This is a genomic window from Lachnotalea sp. AF33-28, from assembly GCF_003477885.1.
Lineage (GTDB): Bacteria > Bacillota > Clostridia > Lachnospirales > Lachnospiraceae > AF33-28.
On the sequence record NZ_QUEE01000008.1, the window covers coordinates 43030 to 62642 of the forward strand.

The following is a 19613-nucleotide window of genomic DNA, read 5'->3' on the forward strand; positions in this document are numbered from 1 at the left end:
TATACATTAGGAGGAATAGAAATGATAAAAAGAATGCCTACACACTGTGGAGATGAAACTTGTTCATCTTGTGTTGTTGCCGGAGATTTTATTTATCTTGCACATCATGCCGGAGGATTTGATAAGCAGGAAATTGCGCATCAAATGCGGGCTGCATTTGAAAGTATAAAACGCACACTTGCCTCCGTAGGCGGAACACTGGATGATATGATTCAGATTAACCTTTACCTAAAAAACAAAGAAGATTTTGGCGGTGCCAGGGAAGTGTTCTGTGAATATTTTAACAAGGAATATCCGGCAAGAATGACAATTATTACAGAGTTTCTTGATGAAAGATGTTTATGCCAGATAGACGGTGTGGCTTACAAGTCTCATAACGGGTCCATGGAAGCCCTGGAAGAGAGAATTTCCTGCTTGGAAAAGAAATTAAATACGATTGCGTTTGGTGAAAATAAGGAGATATCCTTTAATGACTGCCGGATTGAAAATATGGAAGCCGGCCCAAGCTGCAGTATAACCTGTAATAGCACCCCTATAGGAGATATTGGACTTGGAAATGACTGCACATTAAATTTCGATAAATGTACAATCGGCGCTGTGCTGGACTCTGATTTGGAGGATGCTGAGGAGCGTTTAGATGACTTGGAATGCCGTCTTGATGATTTGAATTCGCAGATGGATGACATTGACAACCGTAAAAAGTAAAACTGCACACTGAAGTGTGCGCAGGTCATCAACCTTCGGTTGGTGACATAAATAAGCGGAAGCACACTGAGGTGTGCATAGGTCATCAACCTTCGGTTGGTGACATAAAAAGGAGGATGAATCGATCTATGAGCTTTGCGGATCAGATCTTTATACAAAACTGCAGGGACATCCTGGAAAACGGGGTCTGGGATACGGACTGTGAGGTGCGTCCCCGCTGGAAGGACGGTACGCCCGCCCATACGGTAAAAAAATTCGGACTGGTAAACCGCTATGATCTTTCCGGAGAGTTTCCGGTCATGACACTGCGCCGCACGGCCTTTAAGTCCTGCACGGATGAACTTCTGTGGATCTGGCAGAAAAAATCCAACAACATACACGACTTAAACAGCCATATCTGGGATTCCTGGGCGGATGAGGAGGGCTCCATCGGCAAGGCTTATGGCTATCAGCTGGGGGTCAAGCACCGTTACAGCGAGGGCATGTTTGACCAGGTAGACCGCGTGCTCTATGATCTGAAACACAATCCGGCCAGCAGGCGCATCCTGACCAATATCTACAATCACGAGGATCTGCACGAGATGAATCTGTACCCCTGTGCTTACAGCATGACGTTTAATGTGGGAAACGGCCGGCTCAACGCCATTTTAAACCAGCGTTCCCAGGATATGCTGACGGCCAATAACTGGAATCTCTGCCAGTACGCGGTGCTCGTGCATATGATCGCCCAGGTGAGCGGCCTTAAAGCGGGAGAACTCTTGCATGTGATCGCGGATGCCCATATCTACGACCGCCATGTGCCGATCATTAAGGAGCTGATTGAGCGGACGCCGTATGAAGCGCCGGACTTCTGGATAGATCCGGAAGTGACGGATTTCTATCAGTTCACGGCGGACAGCGTAAAACTTATTAACTACAAATATCATAAGCTGGAGCAGTCAATCGAGGTCGCGGTTTAAAAAAGGAGAAGAATATGAAACTCATAGCAGCGGTGGATAAAAGATGGAATATCGGCTACAAAGGGGATCTGCTGGTGCGGATCCCGGCTGACATGAAAAATTTCCGTGAGATCACGAAAAACAGTGTAGTGGTCATGGGCAGAAAAACACTGGAAAGCTTTCCGGGCGGCCAGCCTCTGATCGGCCGCGTGAACCTGGTACTGACCAGGGATGAAAATTACCGTCCAAAAGGCGCCGTGATCGCCCACAGCAAGGAAGAAGCCTTAAAGATCCTTGAGAGCTATACGGACAAGGAAGCATTCATCATCGGCGGGGAACAGATATACCGTATGTTCCTGCCCTTATGCGATACGGCCTATATCACCTACATCGATTACGAATATGAAGCGGATACCGCATTCCCCAATCTGGACGAACACCCCGATTGGAAACTCTTAGAGGAAAGCGAAGAGCAGACCTACTTCAACCTGGAGTACTATTTCCGCAAATATATCCGCGCATAGCATTCCCCGCCAGTTCCAATGAAAAGCAGGCCTGGTCTGTCATCTGGGGTGTTATTATTTATGGCTGCTGACAAAGCAGCGTATGGCAGGACGGAGTATGGTCCTCATCGGGATCCCTTGAAGCCCGCCGGTTCTTTCGCTGCGTAGTTTGCAGCGTTAGAACCGCTGCGCGCTTCACGGAGCGAGAGCGTGTCACGATGAGGACCATACTCCGTCCTGCCATACGCGGGAAGTCTACGGCAGTTGTAAACAGCAAGTGTGCCCAGGCCGGCTCCTAAAAACTATTGACATCGCGTTTATTTGGATACATAATAACAGTTAGCCGCTGGCATGGCACAACGCGCTGGAAAACAGGAAGAGGAGAGAAAAAGCTATGTTAGATATCAGAATTGAGAAAACAACAAATCCAAAGCCAATCCCGGGTGAAGACAATCCCCTGGTATTCGGAACCATTTTTACGGATCACATGTTTGTCATGGATTATGTAAAAGGTCAGGGATGGATTGATCCCCGTGTCGTTCCCTATCAGCCGATTTCCCTTGAGCCGTCCTGCATGGTATTTCATTACGGGCAGGAAATGTTTGAAGGGCTGAAAGCATATAAGGCGGCAGACGGCAGGACCCTGCTGTTCCGCCCGGATAAAAATATTGAAAGGGCCAACCGCACCAACCGCAGGATCTGCATCCCGGAGATACCGGCGGAGGATTTCCTGCAGGCGCTTAAGACTGTAGTAAAGGTGGATGAGGCGTGGATTCCCCATAAGGAAGGCACCTCCCTTTATATCCGTCCGTTTATCATAGCGACGGACCCGTTCTTAGGTGTGCGTCCTTCTGATACATACAAATTTATGATTATTCTGTCCCCGGTAGGAGCCTACTATCCCGAAGGCTTGAATCCGGTTAAGATCTGGATTGAAGATGAGTACGTCAGAGCGGTAAGAGGCGGCATCGGCGAAGCCAAGACCGGCGGCAATTATGTCGCCAGCTTAAAAGCGCAGGTGAAAGCCCATGACGACGGTTACAGCCAGGTGCTGTGGCTGGACGGCGTGCACAGAAAATATATAGAAGAGGTAGGCGCGATGAACATCATGTTCAAGATCAACGGCACAGTGGTGACGCCTGCCTTAAACGGCAGCATCCTGCCCGGTGTGACGAGGGACTCTGTGCTCTGCCTGTGCAGAGAATGGGGCATCCCGGTAGAAGAACGCCAGATCTCTGTTGACGAAGTGGTGGAAGCTGCGAGAACAGGCGCCATGGAAGAAGCTTTCGGCACCGGAACCGCAGCGGTCATCTCTCCGGTTGGCGCGCTGCGCTATGAGAACGATGTGATGGAAATCGGCGGCGGTAAGATCGGCGAACTGTCCCACCGCATCTATGAAACCATCACCGGCATACAGCTGGGAAGAATCCAGGGACCGAAAGGCTGGAGTGTAGAAGTAAAATAATCCCGATGAGGGGATACGAATGTGAAAGAATTACTGAACAGATATGAGATCCGCAGAACGCTCACTGCGGTGTTTGGCACAGCGATTTTTGCGGCCGGAGTCAATTTATTTACGGTGCCCATCGGGCTCTACAGCGGCGGGTTCGTAGGAATCAGCCAGATCATCCGCACAGTTTTAGTGGAATATCTGCATCTGAACGCGGGGGATTTTGATATCGCCGGCGTGGTGTTCTGGATCATTAACCTGCCGGTGCTGTTTATGGGATACAGGGTGATGGGGCGTGTCTTTATGGTTAAGACCATACTCTGTGTCACCACCCTGACCCTGTTTATGTCGCTCATACCGATCCCGAAGGCTCCTCTGATAGAGGAGCCGCTGGCATCCTGTTTTATCGGCGGCATAGTGGCCGGATACGGCATCGGCCTGGTCTTAAAGGAAGGCAGCTCCGGCGGAGGTCTGGATATCGTCGGCCTGTACTTCGCGAAGAAAAATAAAAATTCCGGCGTCGGCCGGATGTCGCTGATCGTCAATGTGGGCATCTACGCGGTCTGCGCGGTGATGTTTAATGCGGAAATCGTGGTGTATTCGGTGATCTATACGGTGTTTTATTCCATGGTCATCGATAAGGTGCATCTGCAGAATATCAATGTACAGGCGGTGGTGATCACAAAGAAAGCGGCGGATCAGATTGCCGGGGAGGTTATGAAGGAACTCGGCCGCGGCGTGACGGTGTGGGATGCCAGAGGAGCTTATACCGGAGAGGAAGAGCAGATTTTGTATGTGCTGCTGTCAAAGTACGAAGTCGGGCAGCTGCGCCGCATTGTTTACGGGCATAATCCGGAGGCGTTTGTGATCGTTGAGGAAGGCCCGGATATCACGGGGAATTTTTTAAAGAAGCTGTAAGAACAGGAACAAATCCGGGGCAGGTTCCATATCCTAATACAAAGGATGATGGAAGGAGATTTTCTCTTGCCTTATAAAGTGATATTAGATCCCGGCCACGGCGGCAGCGATCCCGGTGCAGTCTATCAGGGACGCAATGAGAAGGATGACGTGCTGAATCTGGCGCAGGCAGTCGGCCAGATATTGGAGGACAATGGATATAACGTTGTTTTTACCCGAACGACGGATGTCTTCGATACACCTTTTGAGAAGGCGGTCATAGGCAATAATTCCGGCGCAGATCTGTTTGTCTCCCTGCACAGGGATGCGTCGCCCGAGCCCAATACCATGGATGGGGTGGAGTCCCTGGTGTTTTCCGATGACGGAATCCGTGCCGAGGCTGCGCGCAACATCAACGCTGAGCTGGAATCCGCAGGCTTTGTGAACCGGGGAGTCAAAGCCAGCCCTTCGCTGATTGTGCTGAAACGCACAAAGATGCCGGCGGTGCTGGTGGAGGTGGGGTACCTCAATTCCGAAGAGGATAACCGTATCTTCGATGCTAATTTTGATATGGTGGCCAGAGCGATCGCGGACGGCATCATGGAAACCTTACGAAACGAGGAGCCGGAGGAAGAGCAGAAGCTTTACCGTGTGCAGGTAGGGGCTTACCGGGTCAGCGGCCTGGCAAACCAGCTCTTAAATCAGCTGTTAAGCGAAGGCTTTCCCGCATTTATCACCTACCAGGACGGATTGTACCGCGTGCAGGTAGGCGCTTTCGCGCTGCTGGATAATGCGGTACGGATGGAACAGACCCTGCGCAATTGGGGATACAATACATTTATCACCACCTGACGGACGAAAACAGAGGAAACAGGTTCATTTTCCTCTGTTTTTTGCATATATTATCTGGAAAGATATGGTTGCCGCTTTCGCGGCATCAGGTAAGGTGAGTGCATTATGAATTACAGACTGAAAAATCAGGCCGTGGATGCACCCGATAAGGGGACTCTGCAGGTGGATGTTACTTCTGCTCTCAATAATTTTCCTATATCGGGAGCGACGGTCGCTATTTCCTATACCGGAGAACCGGACAGCACCATAGAGCAGGTTACAACAGATTCCTCCGGACAGACGGAAAACCTGGAATTGGCAACTCCTCCGCTGGAATACAGCCTGCAGCCTTCGGAGACCATGCCCTATGCGGAATACACGCTGCAGGTATCCGCTCCGGGCTTTGAAACGCAGGTCGTGAGCGGAACGGAAGTGCTGCCCGGCGTGATCGCCATACAGCCGGTAAGACTGATTCCGCTGGAGGACAGGGAAAATCCGCAGCCGATCGTAATCCCGGACCATACGCTGTATGGGATCTACCCGGCGAAGATGCCGGAGGCGGAAATCAAGCCGGTGGGAGAGACCGGGGAGATCGTGCTTAGCCGTGTGGTGGTTCCAGAAACAGTGATTGTACATGACGGCGTTCCCACGGACACGACGGCCCAGAATTATTACGTGCCATACCGGGATTATATCAAAAACGTGGCTTCCAGCGAGATCTATGCCACCTGGCCGGAATCCTCCATAACGGCCAATGTGCTGGCGATCATGTCCTTTACATTAAACCGCGTCTATACGGAGTGGTATCGCAACAAAGGCTATGATTTTACGATTACGTCCTCTACCGCCTTTGATCATAAGTGGATATTCGGACGGAATGTATTTTCAGAAATATCCGTGATCGTAGACGATGTTTTTGCCAATTACCTTTCCCGCCCCGATGTGAAGCAGCCGATTCTGACACAGTACTGCGACGGACGGAGGGTGCAGTGCCCGAACTGGATGTCACAGTGGGGATCCAGTGATCTGGGAGCTCAGGGCTACAGTCCGATTGAGATCCTGCGCTATTATTATGGCGATGATATGTATATCAACACGGCGGAGCAGGTTGCCGGCATTCCTTCCTCCTGGCCGGGATACGATCTGGATATCGGGGCTTCCGGAGACAAAGTGCGCCAGCTGCAGGAGCAGCTCAATACCGTCGCCAGCGTATATTCGGCGATACCGTCTCTGGTGGTGGACGGCATCTACGGTCAGAATACGAAGGATGCTGTCCGCGAGTTTCAGAATGTGTTCGGCCTGCCGCAGACCGGGGTGACGGATTACAGGACCTGGTATAAGGTTTCGCAGATCTTTGTGGGGATAACGAGGATTGCGGAATTAGACTGATGGCTCCGGTTACTGTTCGCTGATACCGCAGAGTTCCCGCGCAAGACAGGGCCGGGGATATTCCTCATTGGGACCCGCTCTCGCTCCGTGAAGCGCGCAGATCGTCACCAACCGCCAGGTTGATGACCTGCGCGCACATCAGTGCGCTTCCTTGTGCGGGCTTTGCGGGATCCCTATGAGGAATATCCCCGGCCCTGTCTTGCGCTGCTTTATCGGCAGCGTGTGAACAGTAGCACCGGTTCCGTTGAATATATCGAAAAACGATAAAATGATATTGAAATGCAGGGACTGACATGATATAATGTCGGCAGACATTATATCGCGCTGATTTTCGTCTGCGAAGCAGACAATTACCGCAGAAAATCATGCGCATCCCCCGGAGGGTCATGTCAGCTTGCTGACATGATATAATGTCGGCAGACATTATATCGCGCTGAAGGGGCATTGAGACGATATCAGAAGTTACATCAGATAGGAGTATTTATGGGAATCATAGTAAATCTGGACGTGATGATGGCGAAAAGGAAAATCGGGCTGACAGAGCTTTCCTCCCGGGTGGATATCACCATGGCCAATTTATCCATATTGAAGAACAATAAGGCCAAGGCCATACGGTTCACTACGCTGGATGCCATATGCCAGGTTCTGGACTGTCAGCCGGGGGATATATTGGAATTTGTGCCGGACGAAAAATAAATTGGATTCGCTAAGAGAACAGCGTGCAGTGGGGGCTGTTCTCTTTTTGCCTTCATAGGTACAGCTTGTGAAATAGAAAGCTTCACCTAGGATTGTATTGCGGCGGGAAGGCATGATGCCGCCGAAGCACCCATCGCAGGCGGAGAATCACGTAAGCGGGATTTATTAAGATTCGTTAAAATAGGGGGATCCGTTGTCACGGTAACGTGCGTCTATGGGTGCCATATTGTGAATATCTATAATATATTATGAATAAATATACATGATAAAAAACATAATAAAAATTTAAAAAAAGGGGTTGAAATCTGTCGGAGAGTGTGGTACACTCTTAACAATTTGGGAACAAATTGAAAAGGAAAAGGCGGTGAGGTTGCCGCAGACAATTATCAATGGGGATAGTCTGAGCCAGAGTATCTCTATTTTTATGCAAAGATTTCCATTGTTTCCACCATCAGCCTCCGGCTGGTGACAGGGAAGAGGAAGCACACGTAAAGTGTGCGTAGGTCATCAGCCTCCGGCTGGTGACAAGAAAGGAAGAGGATATATGAAAGCTTTTCTGATTCTGGAAGACGGAACGGTATATGCCGGGACCAGCATCGGTACCGCCCGGGAAGTCATCAGTGAAATTGTATTTAATACTTCTATGGCCGGTTATCTGGAGGTGCTGACGGATCCGTCCTATGCGGGACAGGCAGTGGTGATGACTTATCCGCTGATCGGCAATTACGGTATCTGCTATGAGGATATGGAATCCGCGAAGCCCTGGCCGGACGGATATATCGTCCGTGAGCTGTCCAGACGGCCCAGCAATTTCAGAAGTGAAGATTCTATACAGCATTTCCTTGAGAAATATGATATACCCGGCATCAGCGGGATCGACACCAGGGCTCTGACTAAGAGGCTCCGTGAAAAAGGCACAATGAACGGCATGATCACGACGGATGAGAAATACTCACTGGACGCGGTGCTGCCTAAGATCAGGGAATACGTTCCTTCCGGCGTCGTAAAAAAAGTCACCTTGAAGGAGAAAAAGATATGGCCCGGCAGCGGACCGAGAGTTGCACTTCTGGATTTTGGAGCAAAAGACAATATTGCACAATCTTTGAATGACCGCGGATGCGAAGTCACCGTCTATCCGGCAGAGACTGCGGCAGAGGAAATCCTCGCAGGCAGGCCTGACGGCATCATGTTATCCAATGGACCCGGAGATCCTAAGGAATGTACGGGCATCATTGCTGAAATCAAAAAAATATACGATTCCAATACACCTGTATTTGCAATCTGCCTGGGACATCAGCTGATGGCGCTGGCCACGGGGGCGGATACCTATAAAATGAAATACGGCCACAGAGGAGGCAATCATCCGGTAAAGGATCTGGAGACGGGAAGGGTCTATATATCTTCACAGAACCATGGTTATGTGGTGGATATGGATACACTGGACCGGAATGTGGCCAGGGCGTCATTTGTCAATGTGAATGACGGGACTAATGAAGGGCTCTCCTATATCGGGAAACCGGTGTTTACGGTGCAGTTTCATCCAGAAGCCTGCCCGGGCCCGCAGGATACAGGATTTTTGTTTGACCGTTTCTTAAAAATGATGGAGGTGAATGCAGATGCCTAAGAATCCGGAAATTAAAAAGGTGCTTGTGATCGGCTCCGGCCCGATTGTGATCGGCCAGGCGGCGGAATTTGACTACGCGGGTACCCAGGCCTGCCGTTCCCTGAAGGAAGAGGGAATAGAGGTGGTGCTGGTGAATTCCAACCCTGCCACCATCATGACAGATAAAGACATTGCCGATCAAGTCTACATCGAACCTCTCACGGTGGAAGTGGTGGAGCAGATTATCTTAAAAGAAAAGCCCGACAGCGTGCTGCCCACCCTGGGCGGACAGGCCGCGCTGAACCTGGCTATGGAACTGGAGGAAGCGGGTTTTTTAAAGGAAAATCGGGTACGGCTCATCGGCACTACGCCGGACACGATTAAAAAGGCGGAGGACCGCCAGGAATTCAAGGCTGCGATGGAAAAGATCGGGGAACCGGTGGCGCCGTCCGCCGTCGTTACCGATGTGTCTTCCGGCATTGCGTTCACCAATACCATCGGCTATCCGGTGGTGCTGCGCCCGGCTTATACCTTAGGCGGCAGCGGGGGAGGCATCGCTTCCAACGAGAAAGAGCTGGTGGACATCCTTTCCAACGGACTGCGCCTAAGCCGTGTGGGACAGGTGCTGGTGGAACGCTGCATCGCGGGCTGGAAGGAAATCGAGTACGAAGTGATGAGGGATGCGGCCGGCAACTGCATCACGGTATGCAATATGGAAAACCTGGATCCGGTGGGTGTGCATACCGGTGACAGCATTGTGGTCGCTCCGTCTCAGACCCTGGCTGACAAGGAATACCAGATGCTTAGGACATCAGCCTTAAATATCATAAGCGAGCTTCGCATTACCGGCGGCTGCAATGTGCAGTACGCGCTCAATCCTGACAGTTTCGAATACTGTGTGATCGAGGTAAATCCCCGGGTGAGCCGTTCTTCCGCCCTGGCTTCCAAGGCTACAGGGTATCCCATCGCAAAGGTGGCGGCCAAGATCGCTCTGGGCTATACGCTGGATGAAATCCCTAACGCCATCACGCAAAAGACCTATGCCAGCTTTGAACCGGCGCTGGATTACTGCGTGGTGAAGATACCGAAGTGGCCCTTTGATAAATTCATTCATGCGAAGCGCACGCTGACAACCCAGATGAAAGCTACCGGCGAAGTCATGAGTATCTGCACGAATTTTGAAGGTGCGCTGATGAAGGCGATCCGTTCGCTGGAGCAGAACCTCTACAGCCTCATCTATCCGGAATTTGCAGAGATGGATACGGAGAAATTAAAAGTGTGTCTGTATCGGGTGGACGACCGCAGGATATTCTGTGCGGCGGAATGCATCCGCAGGGGAATTCCCCTTGAAGAAATCCATGAAGTGACCAGGATCGACCTGTGGTTTTTGGATAAGATCGCCGTGCTGGTGGAAATGGAGCAGTCTTTAAAAGAGTATCCTCTGACGCCGGAGCTTTTAAGAGAGGCAAAGCGTCTGGAATATCCGGACCGCGTTATTGCGGCTTTGACGGGCAAAAGAGAAGAGGAGATCAGAGGCTTAAGAAGGGAATGGGGCATCACGGCCTCCTATAAAACGGTGGATACCTGTGCGGCGGAATTTTCCGCCTCCACTCCTTATTATTACTCCTGTTTTGACGGGGAAAATGAGGTGGAACCCGCCGGCACAAAGAAAAAGATCATGGTGCTGGGCTCCGGCCCGATCCGGATCGGCCAGGGAATAGAGTTTGATTATTGCTCGGTGCACAGCGTCTGGGCATTTAAGGACTGCGGGTATGAGACAATTATCGTCAATAACAATCCGGAAACGGTGAGCACGGATTTTGATATAGCCGATAAGCTCTACTTCGAGCCGCTGACGCCGGAGGATGTGGAGAGCATTGTAGATCTGGAAAAACCGGACGGCGCAGTGGTGCAGTTCGGCGGCCAGACAGCGATCAAGCTGACAGAGGCCCTGATGAAGATGGGGGTTAAGATCCTGGGAACCTCCGCCGGGGATGTGGATGCGGCTGAAGACCGGGAGCTGTTTGACCGGATCCTGGAGGAATGCTGCATCCCGAGACCGGCGGGCGATACGGTCTTTACCTGCGAAGAAGCTCTTGCGGTTGCAAACCGGCTGGGCTACCCGGTGCTGATCCGCCCGTCCTATGTATTGGGGGGCGCAGGCATGCAGATCGCGATCAACGATCAGGATATCCGGGAGTTCATGGCGATCATCAACCGGAATGTGCAGGAGCATCCGATCCTGGTTGATAAATATCTGGTGGGCAGGGAAGTGGAGGTGGACGCGGTCTGTGACGGTGAAGAGATCCTGATTCCGGGCATCATGGAGCATATCGAGCGGGCGGGCATCCATTCCGGGGACAGCATTTCCGTATATCCCGCACAGAGCTTGTCGGGAGAAATGAAACATGTGATCGTGGATTATACCCGGAAACTGGCCAGGGCACTGCATGTGAAAGGCCTGATTAATATCCAGTTCATCGTTCATGAGGGTGAAGTCTATGTGATTGAGGTAAATCCCCGCTCCAGCCGGACTGTGCCTTATATCAGCAAGGTGACCGGCCTCCCGATTGTGAAGCTGGCCTCCGAAGTGATTACCGGCCGTTCCATACAGGAGATGGGATACCGGCCCGGGCTCTGGCCGGAATCGGAATATGTGGCGGTTAAGATGCCGGTATTCTCTTTTGAAAAACTGCGGGGAGCCGACATCGGATTGGGGCCGGAGATGAAATCCACCGGTGAAGTGCTGGGCATTGCAAAGACCTTTCATGAGGCGCTGTACAAGGCGTTTCTGGGCGCGGGCATCCGTCTGCCGAAGACCCGGCAGATGGTGATCACGGTGAAGGATGCGGACAAGCCGGAGGCGGTGGAGGTTGGCCGGAGGTTTAAAGCCCTGGGATATACTATATTCGCCACCGGCGGCACCTGCCGCGTGCTGAATGAAAACGGTGTGTTTGCGATCCGCATCAATAAGCTGGAGCAGGAATCCCCGAACCTTCTGGAACTGATCCTGGACCATAAGATCGATCTGGTCATCGATACGCCGAATCAGGGAAATCTAAGAAGCCACGACGGGTTTCTGATCCGCCGCCATGCCATAGAGACCGGCGTGAATTGCCTGACCAGCCTGGATACGGCCAACGCCCTGCTGACAAGCCTTGAGAGCAGGCAGGAGGAACTCACCCCGGTAGATATTGCCAGGATCGGATGAATGAGCTGATAGCTGAAAATTATAATATTGCAGGAGCCGCCCATGATGCTGTCATGGGACGGCTCCTGCTTGGGTTTACGAAAGCTGTAAACGAAAAGAGTGTTACTGTTCATGGCTGCAGTAAGCGTCCCTCGTAAGACAGGGCCGCCGCCCGTGCAGCCTGCCAGGAAACGCTTGTGAATTTTACGAATACATACTATATTAGATATGCAGCGCTTAAAAATCCGAAGGGGGGAAGGCAGATGCATATCAAAAATGAACGCCTGATCAGGAAGGCGGTAAAGGGGATAAAGAGTACCACATTGTTTGCAAGGATACTGCTGATGCTGCTTTTGGCGCTTCTTATCTTTTACGGATACTCCGTATATTTAAACCTCGCATCCCAGAGGCGGGCGGACAGGGAGTTTATGGCGACCATACATGATAAGATGCAGTATTACATATCCAACCTGGAGAGCGAAATTGAACGGATCAATCTGGCGCAGGAGCAGTTCTCCAATAATATTGACATCAATCTGTTAAGCATAGACGATCATCAGGTGCTGTCCAACTATGAGCGTCTGACGATGATCCGGGATATCCAGACCTACCTTCTGCAATTTTATAACACAAATAATCTGCTGAAAAATACGGAGCTGCATATCGCCGCCATGGGAAAGACGATCGACTGCTTTCACAGCATCCGGGACATGGACCGGGAAAAATTTCAATATCTTTCGGAGCATTACCGGGAATCGGGAAGCGTGCTCTGCTATTACGAGGGGCAGCTGCTGATCGTCAAACCGTATCCGGTGGCGGGGATCGGAGAGAAGGATCCCCTGTACATCGCTAGCAGCGAGATTGATCTGAAGACGCTTCAGCGGCAGATTGACGACCTGTCGGAGAACAGCTTTTCCAATATGTACCTGGCATCGGAGGACCAGTCCTGGGTGGCGGGGGATACCGCTCTTTATGACAGCACCTATGGGGAACTGGATACGAAGACCTACTGGGAGTCCGACGGCAAAAAATACTATGTGGACCGGGTGTGGTCTGAAACGCTGGGAGTTACGATGTACTCATTTATTCCGCAGGACATTGTAAGGCGCAACAGCATGCTGTATACGGCGCTGTTCGGCATATTTACCGCGGCGGCGGTACTGATCACGCTTCTCATATATCATCAGCTCAACCGTATGCTGGGTAAGCCCATGAAAGAGCTGATGAATGCGTTTAACATAGTGAAAAACGGGCGGCTGGATTATCAGATCGAGCACAACAGGGAGGATGAATTCGCTTTTCTGTACAATAACTTCAATGAGATGATCGGCAATATCGATGTGCTCACCCACGAGGTGGCCAGACAGGAAAAGCTGGTGGTGGAAGCGGAACTAAAACAGCTGCAGTATCAGATCAACCCTCATTTTCTGTACAATTCCCTCTATATGATCTACCGTCTGGCAAGAAAAGGCGAAAATGAGAGGATTGAAGAGCTGGCCCAGTATCTGGGAGGCTATTACCGCTATATCACAAGAAGCTCATCCAAGCTCGTCCCGATCCGGGAGGAGATCGAGCACTGCCGGAAATATGTAAACATACAGCGGATCCGGTTTATGGGAAGGGTGGAAGTGACCTTTCAGGAGCTGGACCGCAAATATGACGGTTTCCTGATCCCGGTTCTGATTTTTCAGCCGGTCATAGAGAATGCATTTGAACATGGGGTCGAAAATATGGAGAGCATGGGCAGGATCGATATCTATTTTGAGGTCTGTGAACCGATCATCCGCTTTGTGGTGGAGGACAACGGCGAAGGTATCGACGGGGATAAGCTGCAGGCGATGATTGAGGAGGCCGGACGGGACTCCCAAAAGGCCGTTTCCGGGCTCGTCAATGTGTATAAAAGAATCCGGGGATATTTCGGCAGCCAGGGCGGGCTTCGCATAGAACAAAGCAGGTACGGGGGCACCAGAGTGGTTTTGGAATTGATATGGAAGGATGGGATGGAATGTACCATATAGTGCTGGTGGATGATGAGAAGATCGCGATAGACGGGCTTTACGAGGTGGTGGCGGAGGAGTTTCGGGAATGCGAGGTGTATAAGGCCGGCAACGGCAGCGAGGCGCTGGAACTCTTTGCGCAGAAGCGCATCGATATCGCGGTGATAGATATTAATATGCCGGGCATCAGCGGCCTGGAGCTGCAGGCGGTGGTTCAGAAGAAATGGAACCGCTGCAAATGTATTTTCCTCACCGGCTATGACCGTGCGGATTATGTGCGTCAGGCCATGAGAAACGGAGGGACGGACTATATACTCAAGCTGGAAGGGGATGACGTGGTCGTGGATGCGATCCGCAGAAACTTAAAGCTGTTGGAGGAAGAGGAGAAAAAAAGGCTGGAAAACGCGCAGATGCGCCAGAGGCTGACGGAGAACCGACAGCAGCTGCGGCAGTATCTGCTGCACCGGCTGATCACGGAGCCGGTGCGCGATGCCGCAGAGTTCTTGAATCAGTGCGGCAGCGCCGAAATCGGGATCGATTTTCATAAGCCGGTCTGGATGCTGGCGGGCAAGCTGGCAAATGACAGCGCGGACAGCCAGCCGGACCGCAGGCGCAATATGGAGACGCTGGAGATGATCTTCCGTGAAATGGTGGACGTGCCCTGTCATATGGAAAGTGTGCAGGATAAGGATTCCATTCTGGTCTGCTTTTTCCAGGCCGCAAAACAGGCGGAATACAGCGGGCTTAACCGGATGCGGATGAGGGAGATGCAGAGCCAGGTGTTGGAGTACCTGGAGCTGGTTCAGGACAGATGTTATGCGGAATTGGAGAAAAATGTGCTGTTTACCGCCTGGGAGGATGAGACCGGACTGCTGCAGATCTATCCGGAGTACCAGATGCTCAAGATGAGCTTTTTTCAGAAAAGCTTCTCCGGGCAGGAGGATACGGTGCTGCTTAAAAAGGACGCCGCGCCTTATATCACCTATGAAGCCGGAGCAAAGCAGGAGAAGGATTTGTTCCCTATGATCTGCGATTATGTTCGCAGCGGGATGAAAAAGGATGCCCACCTGGCCCTTCTGCACATTCTCTACCGTGGAAGGAGTAACCTCGAGGACAGCGCATATATCTCCCAGAGCGCGTTTTATGAATGCGCGCTCACGATGCACCGGCTGATCGACCAATACGGGCTGTGGGAGGAGATGAACAAAAATTACACCATGTCAAGGCTTCTGGAATTCCATGATTTTGCGGGCGCTTTTGAGGTGGAGTATTATTTCGCGGACCTGCTGCATAAGATTTTTCAGCTTCTGGAAGCACAGGGAAGCGTAAAGAGCGATAAGGTGATCGCGAAGATCAACAGCTACATACACAGCCATCTCAAGGAAGATCTGTCTATGAATGTGCTCTCGGAGCTGGCGCATTTTAACCCTTCCTATTTATCCAGGCTGTACAAAAAGAAAATGGGGATCTCCATTTCGGATTATATTGCCCAGGTCCGGCTGAAGAAGGCCTGCGCGCTGTTAGCCGAAACGGATAAAAAAGTCAGTGACATAGCGGCGGAGACGGGATTTGCCTCCGCGGGGTATTTTTCCAGTTCCTTCGGAAAAGAATATGGGGTCACCCCTCTGGAATACCGGCTTCGGGAGGGCGGAGGTAATTAAAGTGAAAGGGATGTCATTATTTTAAAATAGATAATGGCATCCTTTTTTGTTAAGCTTTATTTATCAAAAATCACAAGGAAGGGGTTATGATAATGAAACGAGTATTGAGTTTACTGTTGGCCGTTGTTCTTCTGCTGGGAACTGCAGCGGGGTGCGGACAGAAAGATGCCGGAGGGGATACCCGGGCGGCGGGGACGGAGGCCGTGACTACGGCGAAACAAAAGCCGGAAGGAAGTGCGGCTGGGACGGAGGCCGCGGAAGCGGCGGACCCTCTGGGCAAGTATGAAGAGCCGGTTAAGGTCATGATGATCAATCAGTTAAGCGACGACATGTCCAAACAGCTGGAAACCATAGAGGAGACGGTGGACGACAACCGCTGGATCAAACGCTATAAAGACAGGCTGAACATCGACATTGAGCATCTGTGGGTGGCGAAGCCGGAAGCGTATACGGAAAAATTCAACCTTATGCTGGTATCGGGCGATCTGCCGGATATACTGAAGGTGAACGCGGTGCAGTTCCGCCAGCTGCTGGAGGCCGGTATGCTGGAAGATCTGACGGATGTTTACAACACATATATGAATGAGGACTATAAGAAGGTGGCCGAATCCGATCCGTATATGATGGCGTCCTCCACCTTTGAGGGCAGGATCATGGGCATTCCCACAGAACCTACGAAACCGTATTCCAACACACAGCAGATCTGGATCCGGTCCGACTGGCTGGAGAAATTGAACCTGCCGGAACCGGAGACAATGGACGATGTGATCGAACTGGCCAGAAAATTTATGGAAGCTAAACCGGATGGAGCGGATACCTATGGCATCGCCTTTGACAAGGATTCCTTCTCACCGGCTGCTGCTACCATCCCGGGATTTCCGGGATTTGCCAACAGCTACCATGCTTATCCGGATATCTGGATTGAATCTGAAGCGGGCAGCCTTACTTACGGCAGCCTGGCGCCGGAAGTGAAAAACGCGCTGGAATCCATGCGCGCGCTGTATGAAGAGGGAATCATAGACAAGGAGTTTGCCACAAAGGATGCGACGCAGTACAATCAGGATCTGATTTCCGGAAAAGTGGGCATTACATACAACTGGCTGGGATTTGCCCTGTCCATCAATGATATGAAGAAACTGAATCCGGAGGCGGAATTTAAGGCGTATGAGATCGTGTCCGTGGATGAGGAGGAAGCGCTTCCGCAGGCAAACGCCACTGTGGACTTCTGGTATGTGGTGCGCAAGGGGTATGAGCATCCGGAGGCTTTAATCAAGATGGCCAATCTGGAAATCGCTACGCTGATCACCTCTGAGGCAAAGGATCAGGCACCTGACGGAACAACGAACTCCGAATATTACGGAGCGCCGAAGGATGCGCCGTCCATGTTCGATGTGGTGAACTTCTGGTTTTCACTGGTGCCGGATGAAAACTCCACCAGATATGACGTGTACGAAGCGGTTATGAAGAGAGATCCTTCCAATGTCAGAAGCAATGACCTAAGCATCTATGAAAATCTGATCGCTTATGAGGAGGGGGACCTGGCGCAGTGGGGCTGGAACAGAACCTTTGGAGGCCCTAACGGAGGTGCAGAGATCACACAGAAATACAAAGCGGAGAACAAGCTGAAAGTAAACGCTTATTTCGGCCTGCCCACCGAAACGATGACGGAGCGCCAGGCAACGTTAAATCAGCTGCAGGCGGAAACCTTTACGAAGATCGTCATGGGAGAGGTCGGGCTGGAAGCGTTCGATGAGTTTACGGAAAAATGGCTGGCGCTGGGCGGCCAGGATATCACGGATGAAGTAAACGAGTGGTATGAGGCAAATAAATAAGGCGCTGACCTACGGTGTATGAAATCACGGGCTGCTGCAAAAAAATGCGGCAGCCCGGTTTTAAGCGAGGAGATGGGCAGTTGAAGAAAAGAGTAAACAGTGCAAAAAACAGAGAGAACAGGACCTTTCATCTGATGATGCTGCCGGCGGTCATCCTGATCTTTATCTTTTCCTATATCCCGTTGTCCGGCCTGGTGATCGCTTTCCAGAAATTCAAGCCGGCGCTGGGGCTGTTTGGAAATCAGAAATGGGTCGGTCTGGATAATTTCCGCTATCTGCTGGAGATGCCGAATACCATGAGCGTGCTGCGCAACACGGTGGTCATCTCTCTGTGGAAGATGGTGCTGGGCATTGCGGTGCCTCTGACGGTAGCGATACTGATTAATGAGATAAGAAGCAGCAGGTTTAAGCGGTCGGTGCAGACGGTGATCTTCATGCCGCATTTCCTGTCATGGGTCATTTTGTCCGGTATCTTTATACAGATGCTGTCACCGTCCACCGGACTGATCAACGATTTTGTGAAGCTGCTCGGATTTGAGCCGATCTTCTTTTTGGGCAGCAACCGTTGGTTCCGAGGCACCATGATCGTGACCGATATCTGGAAAGGCTTCGGTTTCGGGACAATTGTATATCTGGCGGCCATCACCGGAGTGGATCCGAATCTCTATGAGTCTGCGGCCGTGGACGGGGCGGGCAAGTGGAAGCAGTGCATCCATATCACGATTCCGAGCATATTGGGGACGGTGGTGTTAATGTCCGTTTTAAGTATGGGAAACATATTAAACGCCGGGTTTGATCAGATTTTTAATATGTACAGCCCGATCGTTTATGAGACGGGGGACGTGCTGGATACGCTGGTGTACCGCCTCGGATTAAAAGAAGCGCAGTACGGCGTTGCAACGGCGGTGGGATTTTTCAAATCTCTGGTATCCACGGCTTTTATCGGCTCATCCTATTACCTGGCATACCGTTTCGCTAATTACAGGATATTCTGATACGGAAAATGAGGAGAAAACAATGAAGAGTAAACCGAGCAGAAAAGTATTCGTTTTTTTTAATACCTTGCTGATGCTGCTGCTGTGCCTTTTGTGCCTGCTGCCGATCCTGCATATCCTGGCAATCTCCTTAAGTGAGAAAGGGGCGGTGGCAGCAGGGTATGTGAAGCTGTTTCCCGTGGACTTCACGCTGGCTTCTTACCGGTATGTGATGGAGAAAACAGAATTCTGGAGATCCATAGGCGTCACGTTAAAGCGTCTGGTGCTGGGCAGCACACTTAGCATTTTTCTGACCATATTGACGGCGTATCCATTGTCAAAGCCGTCCACACAGTTTCGGCGCCGCACGCTCTATGTCTGGTTTCTGGTTATCACGATGCTGTTTAACGGCGGGCTGATCCCCAATTTCATGCTGGTCAGGGAGCTGAATCTGATGGATTCCATCTGGGCGCTGATCCTGCCGGGCATTATCCCGGTCTTTAATGTGGTGCTGCTTTTAAATTTCTTCCGGGATCTTCCCAAGGAGCTGGAGGAAGCCGCCAGGATGGACGGAGCCAGCCATTTCCGAATTCTATGGAGAATCTATGTGCCGTTAGCCGCTCCGGCCATCGCCACCATTTCTCTGTTCACCATTGTGGGGTACTGGAATGAATGGTTCAGCGGCATGATCTATATGAACCGGCCGGAAAATTATCCGCTGCAGACGTATCTGCAGTCCGTGGTGGTGCAGACCAGCCTGACCGAAGTCAGTACCGGCAGTCTGGCCGAAATGAGGGACAGGATGCTGATCAGCGACCGGACATTTAAGTCGGCGCAGATCTTCCTCGGGGCGCTCCCCATCCTGTGTGTGTATCCGTGGCTTCAGAAGTATTTCACGAAAGGGATGACGCTGGGGGGCGTCAAAGGATGATTAAATAAAGTGTGAA

15 protein-coding genes are annotated in these 19613 nt (G+C 51.3%); all 15 read left to right on the plus strand.

What is annotated here, in order from left to right; translation table 11 throughout:
• The first annotated feature begins 21 nt into the window (after positions 1–21).
• Positions 22–705 carry a RidA family protein gene (locus DWZ56_RS12295; RefSeq protein ID WP_118556941.1) on the plus strand — a complete coding sequence of 228 codons (684 nt, stop codon included), beginning with the start codon at positions 22–24 and terminating at the stop codon, positions 703–705.
• A 128-nt stretch (positions 706–833) separates the two neighbouring features.
• Positions 834–1664, plus strand: coding sequence for a thymidylate synthase (gene thyA, locus DWZ56_RS12300; RefSeq protein WP_118556942.1), 831 nt, complete (start codon positions 834–836; stop codon positions 1662–1664).
• 14 nt (positions 1665–1678) lie between these two features.
• Positions 1679–2167, plus strand: a complete 489-nt coding sequence (locus DWZ56_RS12305) for a dihydrofolate reductase (protein ID WP_118556943.1) — start codon at positions 1679–1681, stop codon at positions 2165–2167.
• A 373-nt stretch (positions 2168–2540) separates the two neighbouring features.
• Positions 2541–3611, plus strand: coding sequence for a branched-chain amino acid aminotransferase (locus DWZ56_RS12310; protein WP_118556944.1), 1071 nt, complete (start codon positions 2541–2543; stop codon positions 3609–3611).
• 21 nt (positions 3612–3632) lie between these two features.
• Positions 3633–4514: a YitT family protein gene (locus DWZ56_RS12315; RefSeq protein ID WP_243095233.1), complete on the plus strand. Its 882-nt coding sequence runs from the start codon at positions 3633–3635 to the stop codon at positions 4512–4514.
• A gap of 48 nt (positions 4515–4562) precedes the next feature.
• Positions 4563–5345 (plus strand): N-acetylmuramoyl-L-alanine amidase, encoded by a 783-nt coding sequence (locus DWZ56_RS12320; protein WP_118557113.1) that lies wholly within the window; start codon positions 4563–4565, stop codon positions 5343–5345.
• A 105-nt stretch (positions 5346–5450) separates the two neighbouring features.
• Positions 5451–6713, plus strand: coding sequence for a peptidoglycan-binding protein (locus DWZ56_RS12325; protein ID WP_118556945.1), 1263 nt, complete (start codon positions 5451–5453; stop codon positions 6711–6713).
• A gap of 483 nt (positions 6714–7196) precedes the next feature.
• Positions 7197–7409 (plus strand): helix-turn-helix domain-containing protein, encoded by a 213-nt coding sequence (locus tag DWZ56_RS12330; RefSeq protein ID WP_118556946.1) that lies wholly within the window; start codon positions 7197–7199, stop codon positions 7407–7409.
• A 544-nt stretch (positions 7410–7953) separates the two neighbouring features.
• Positions 7954–9033 carry a carbamoyl phosphate synthase small subunit gene (locus tag DWZ56_RS12335; RefSeq protein ID WP_118556947.1) on the plus strand — a complete coding sequence of 360 codons (1080 nt, stop codon included), beginning with the start codon at positions 7954–7956 and terminating at the stop codon, positions 9031–9033.
• Positions 9026–12223, plus strand: a complete 3198-nt coding sequence (carB, locus tag DWZ56_RS12340; RefSeq protein WP_118556948.1) for a carbamoyl-phosphate synthase large subunit — start codon at positions 9026–9028, stop codon at positions 12221–12223. The genes DWZ56_RS12335 and carB overlap by 8 nt, the downstream gene beginning before the upstream one ends.
• Positions 12224–12465: 242 nt before the next feature.
• A complete protein-coding gene (locus DWZ56_RS12345) occupies positions 12466–14220 on the plus strand; it encodes a sensor histidine kinase (RefSeq protein WP_118556949.1) in 1755 nt (584 codons plus the stop codon).
• Positions 14208–15860: an AraC family transcriptional regulator gene (locus DWZ56_RS12350; protein WP_158584564.1), complete on the plus strand. Its 1653-nt coding sequence runs from the start codon at positions 14208–14210 to the stop codon at positions 15858–15860. Before DWZ56_RS12345 ends, DWZ56_RS12350 begins: the two co-directional genes overlap by 13 nt.
• An 86-nt stretch (positions 15861–15946) precedes the next feature.
• On the plus strand, positions 15947–17692 hold the full coding sequence (locus tag DWZ56_RS12355; protein ID WP_118556951.1) for an extracellular solute-binding protein: 1746 nt from the start codon (positions 15947–15949) through the stop codon (positions 17690–17692).
• An 80-nt stretch (positions 17693–17772) separates the two neighbouring features.
• Entirely contained in the window at positions 17773–18687 is a 915-nt protein-coding gene (locus DWZ56_RS12360) for an ABC transporter permease (protein WP_330424870.1), read from the plus strand.
• A gap of 22 nt (positions 18688–18709) precedes the next feature.
• Positions 18710–19597: a carbohydrate ABC transporter permease gene (locus DWZ56_RS12365; RefSeq protein ID WP_118556952.1), complete on the plus strand. Its 888-nt coding sequence runs from the start codon at positions 18710–18712 to the stop codon at positions 19595–19597.
• The last annotated feature ends 16 nt before the right edge of the window (positions 19598–19613 follow it).

What these genes read in the sequence shown, in the direction of transcription:
- DWZ56_RS12295 (WP_118556941.1), top strand. Translation starts at nt 22, where the DNA reads ATGATAAAAAGAATGCCTACACACTGTGGAGATGAAACTTGTTCATCT.
- thyA (WP_118556942.1), top strand. Translation starts at nt 834, where the DNA reads ATGAGCTTTGCGGATCAGATCTTTATACAAAACTGCAGGGACATCCTG.
- DWZ56_RS12305 (WP_118556943.1), top strand. Translation starts at nt 1,679, where the DNA reads ATGAAACTCATAGCAGCGGTGGATAAAAGATGGAATATCGGCTACAAA.
- DWZ56_RS12310 (WP_118556944.1), top strand. Translation starts at nt 2,541, where the DNA reads ATGTTAGATATCAGAATTGAGAAAACAACAAATCCAAAGCCAATCCCG.
- DWZ56_RS12320 (WP_118557113.1), top strand. Translation starts at nt 4,563, where the DNA reads ATGGAAGGAGATTTTCTCTTGCCTTATAAAGTGATATTAGATCCCGGC.
- DWZ56_RS12325 (WP_118556945.1), top strand. Translation starts at nt 5,451, where the DNA reads ATGAATTACAGACTGAAAAATCAGGCCGTGGATGCACCCGATAAGGGG.
- DWZ56_RS12330 (WP_118556946.1), top strand. Translation starts at nt 7,197, where the DNA reads ATGGGAATCATAGTAAATCTGGACGTGATGATGGCGAAAAGGAAAATC.
- DWZ56_RS12335 (WP_118556947.1), top strand. Translation starts at nt 7,954, where the DNA reads ATGAAAGCTTTTCTGATTCTGGAAGACGGAACGGTATATGCCGGGACC.
- carB (WP_118556948.1), top strand. Translation starts at nt 9,026, where the DNA reads ATGCCTAAGAATCCGGAAATTAAAAAGGTGCTTGTGATCGGCTCCGGC.
- DWZ56_RS12345 (WP_118556949.1), top strand. Translation starts at nt 12,466, where the DNA reads ATGCATATCAAAAATGAACGCCTGATCAGGAAGGCGGTAAAGGGGATA.
- DWZ56_RS12350 (WP_158584564.1), top strand. Translation starts at nt 14,208, where the DNA reads ATGTACCATATAGTGCTGGTGGATGATGAGAAGATCGCGATAGACGGG.
- DWZ56_RS12355 (WP_118556951.1), top strand. Translation starts at nt 15,947, where the DNA reads ATGATAATGAAACGAGTATTGAGTTTACTGTTGGCCGTTGTTCTTCTG.
- DWZ56_RS12365 (WP_118556952.1), top strand. Translation starts at nt 18,710, where the DNA reads ATGAAGAGTAAACCGAGCAGAAAAGTATTCGTTTTTTTTAATACCTTG.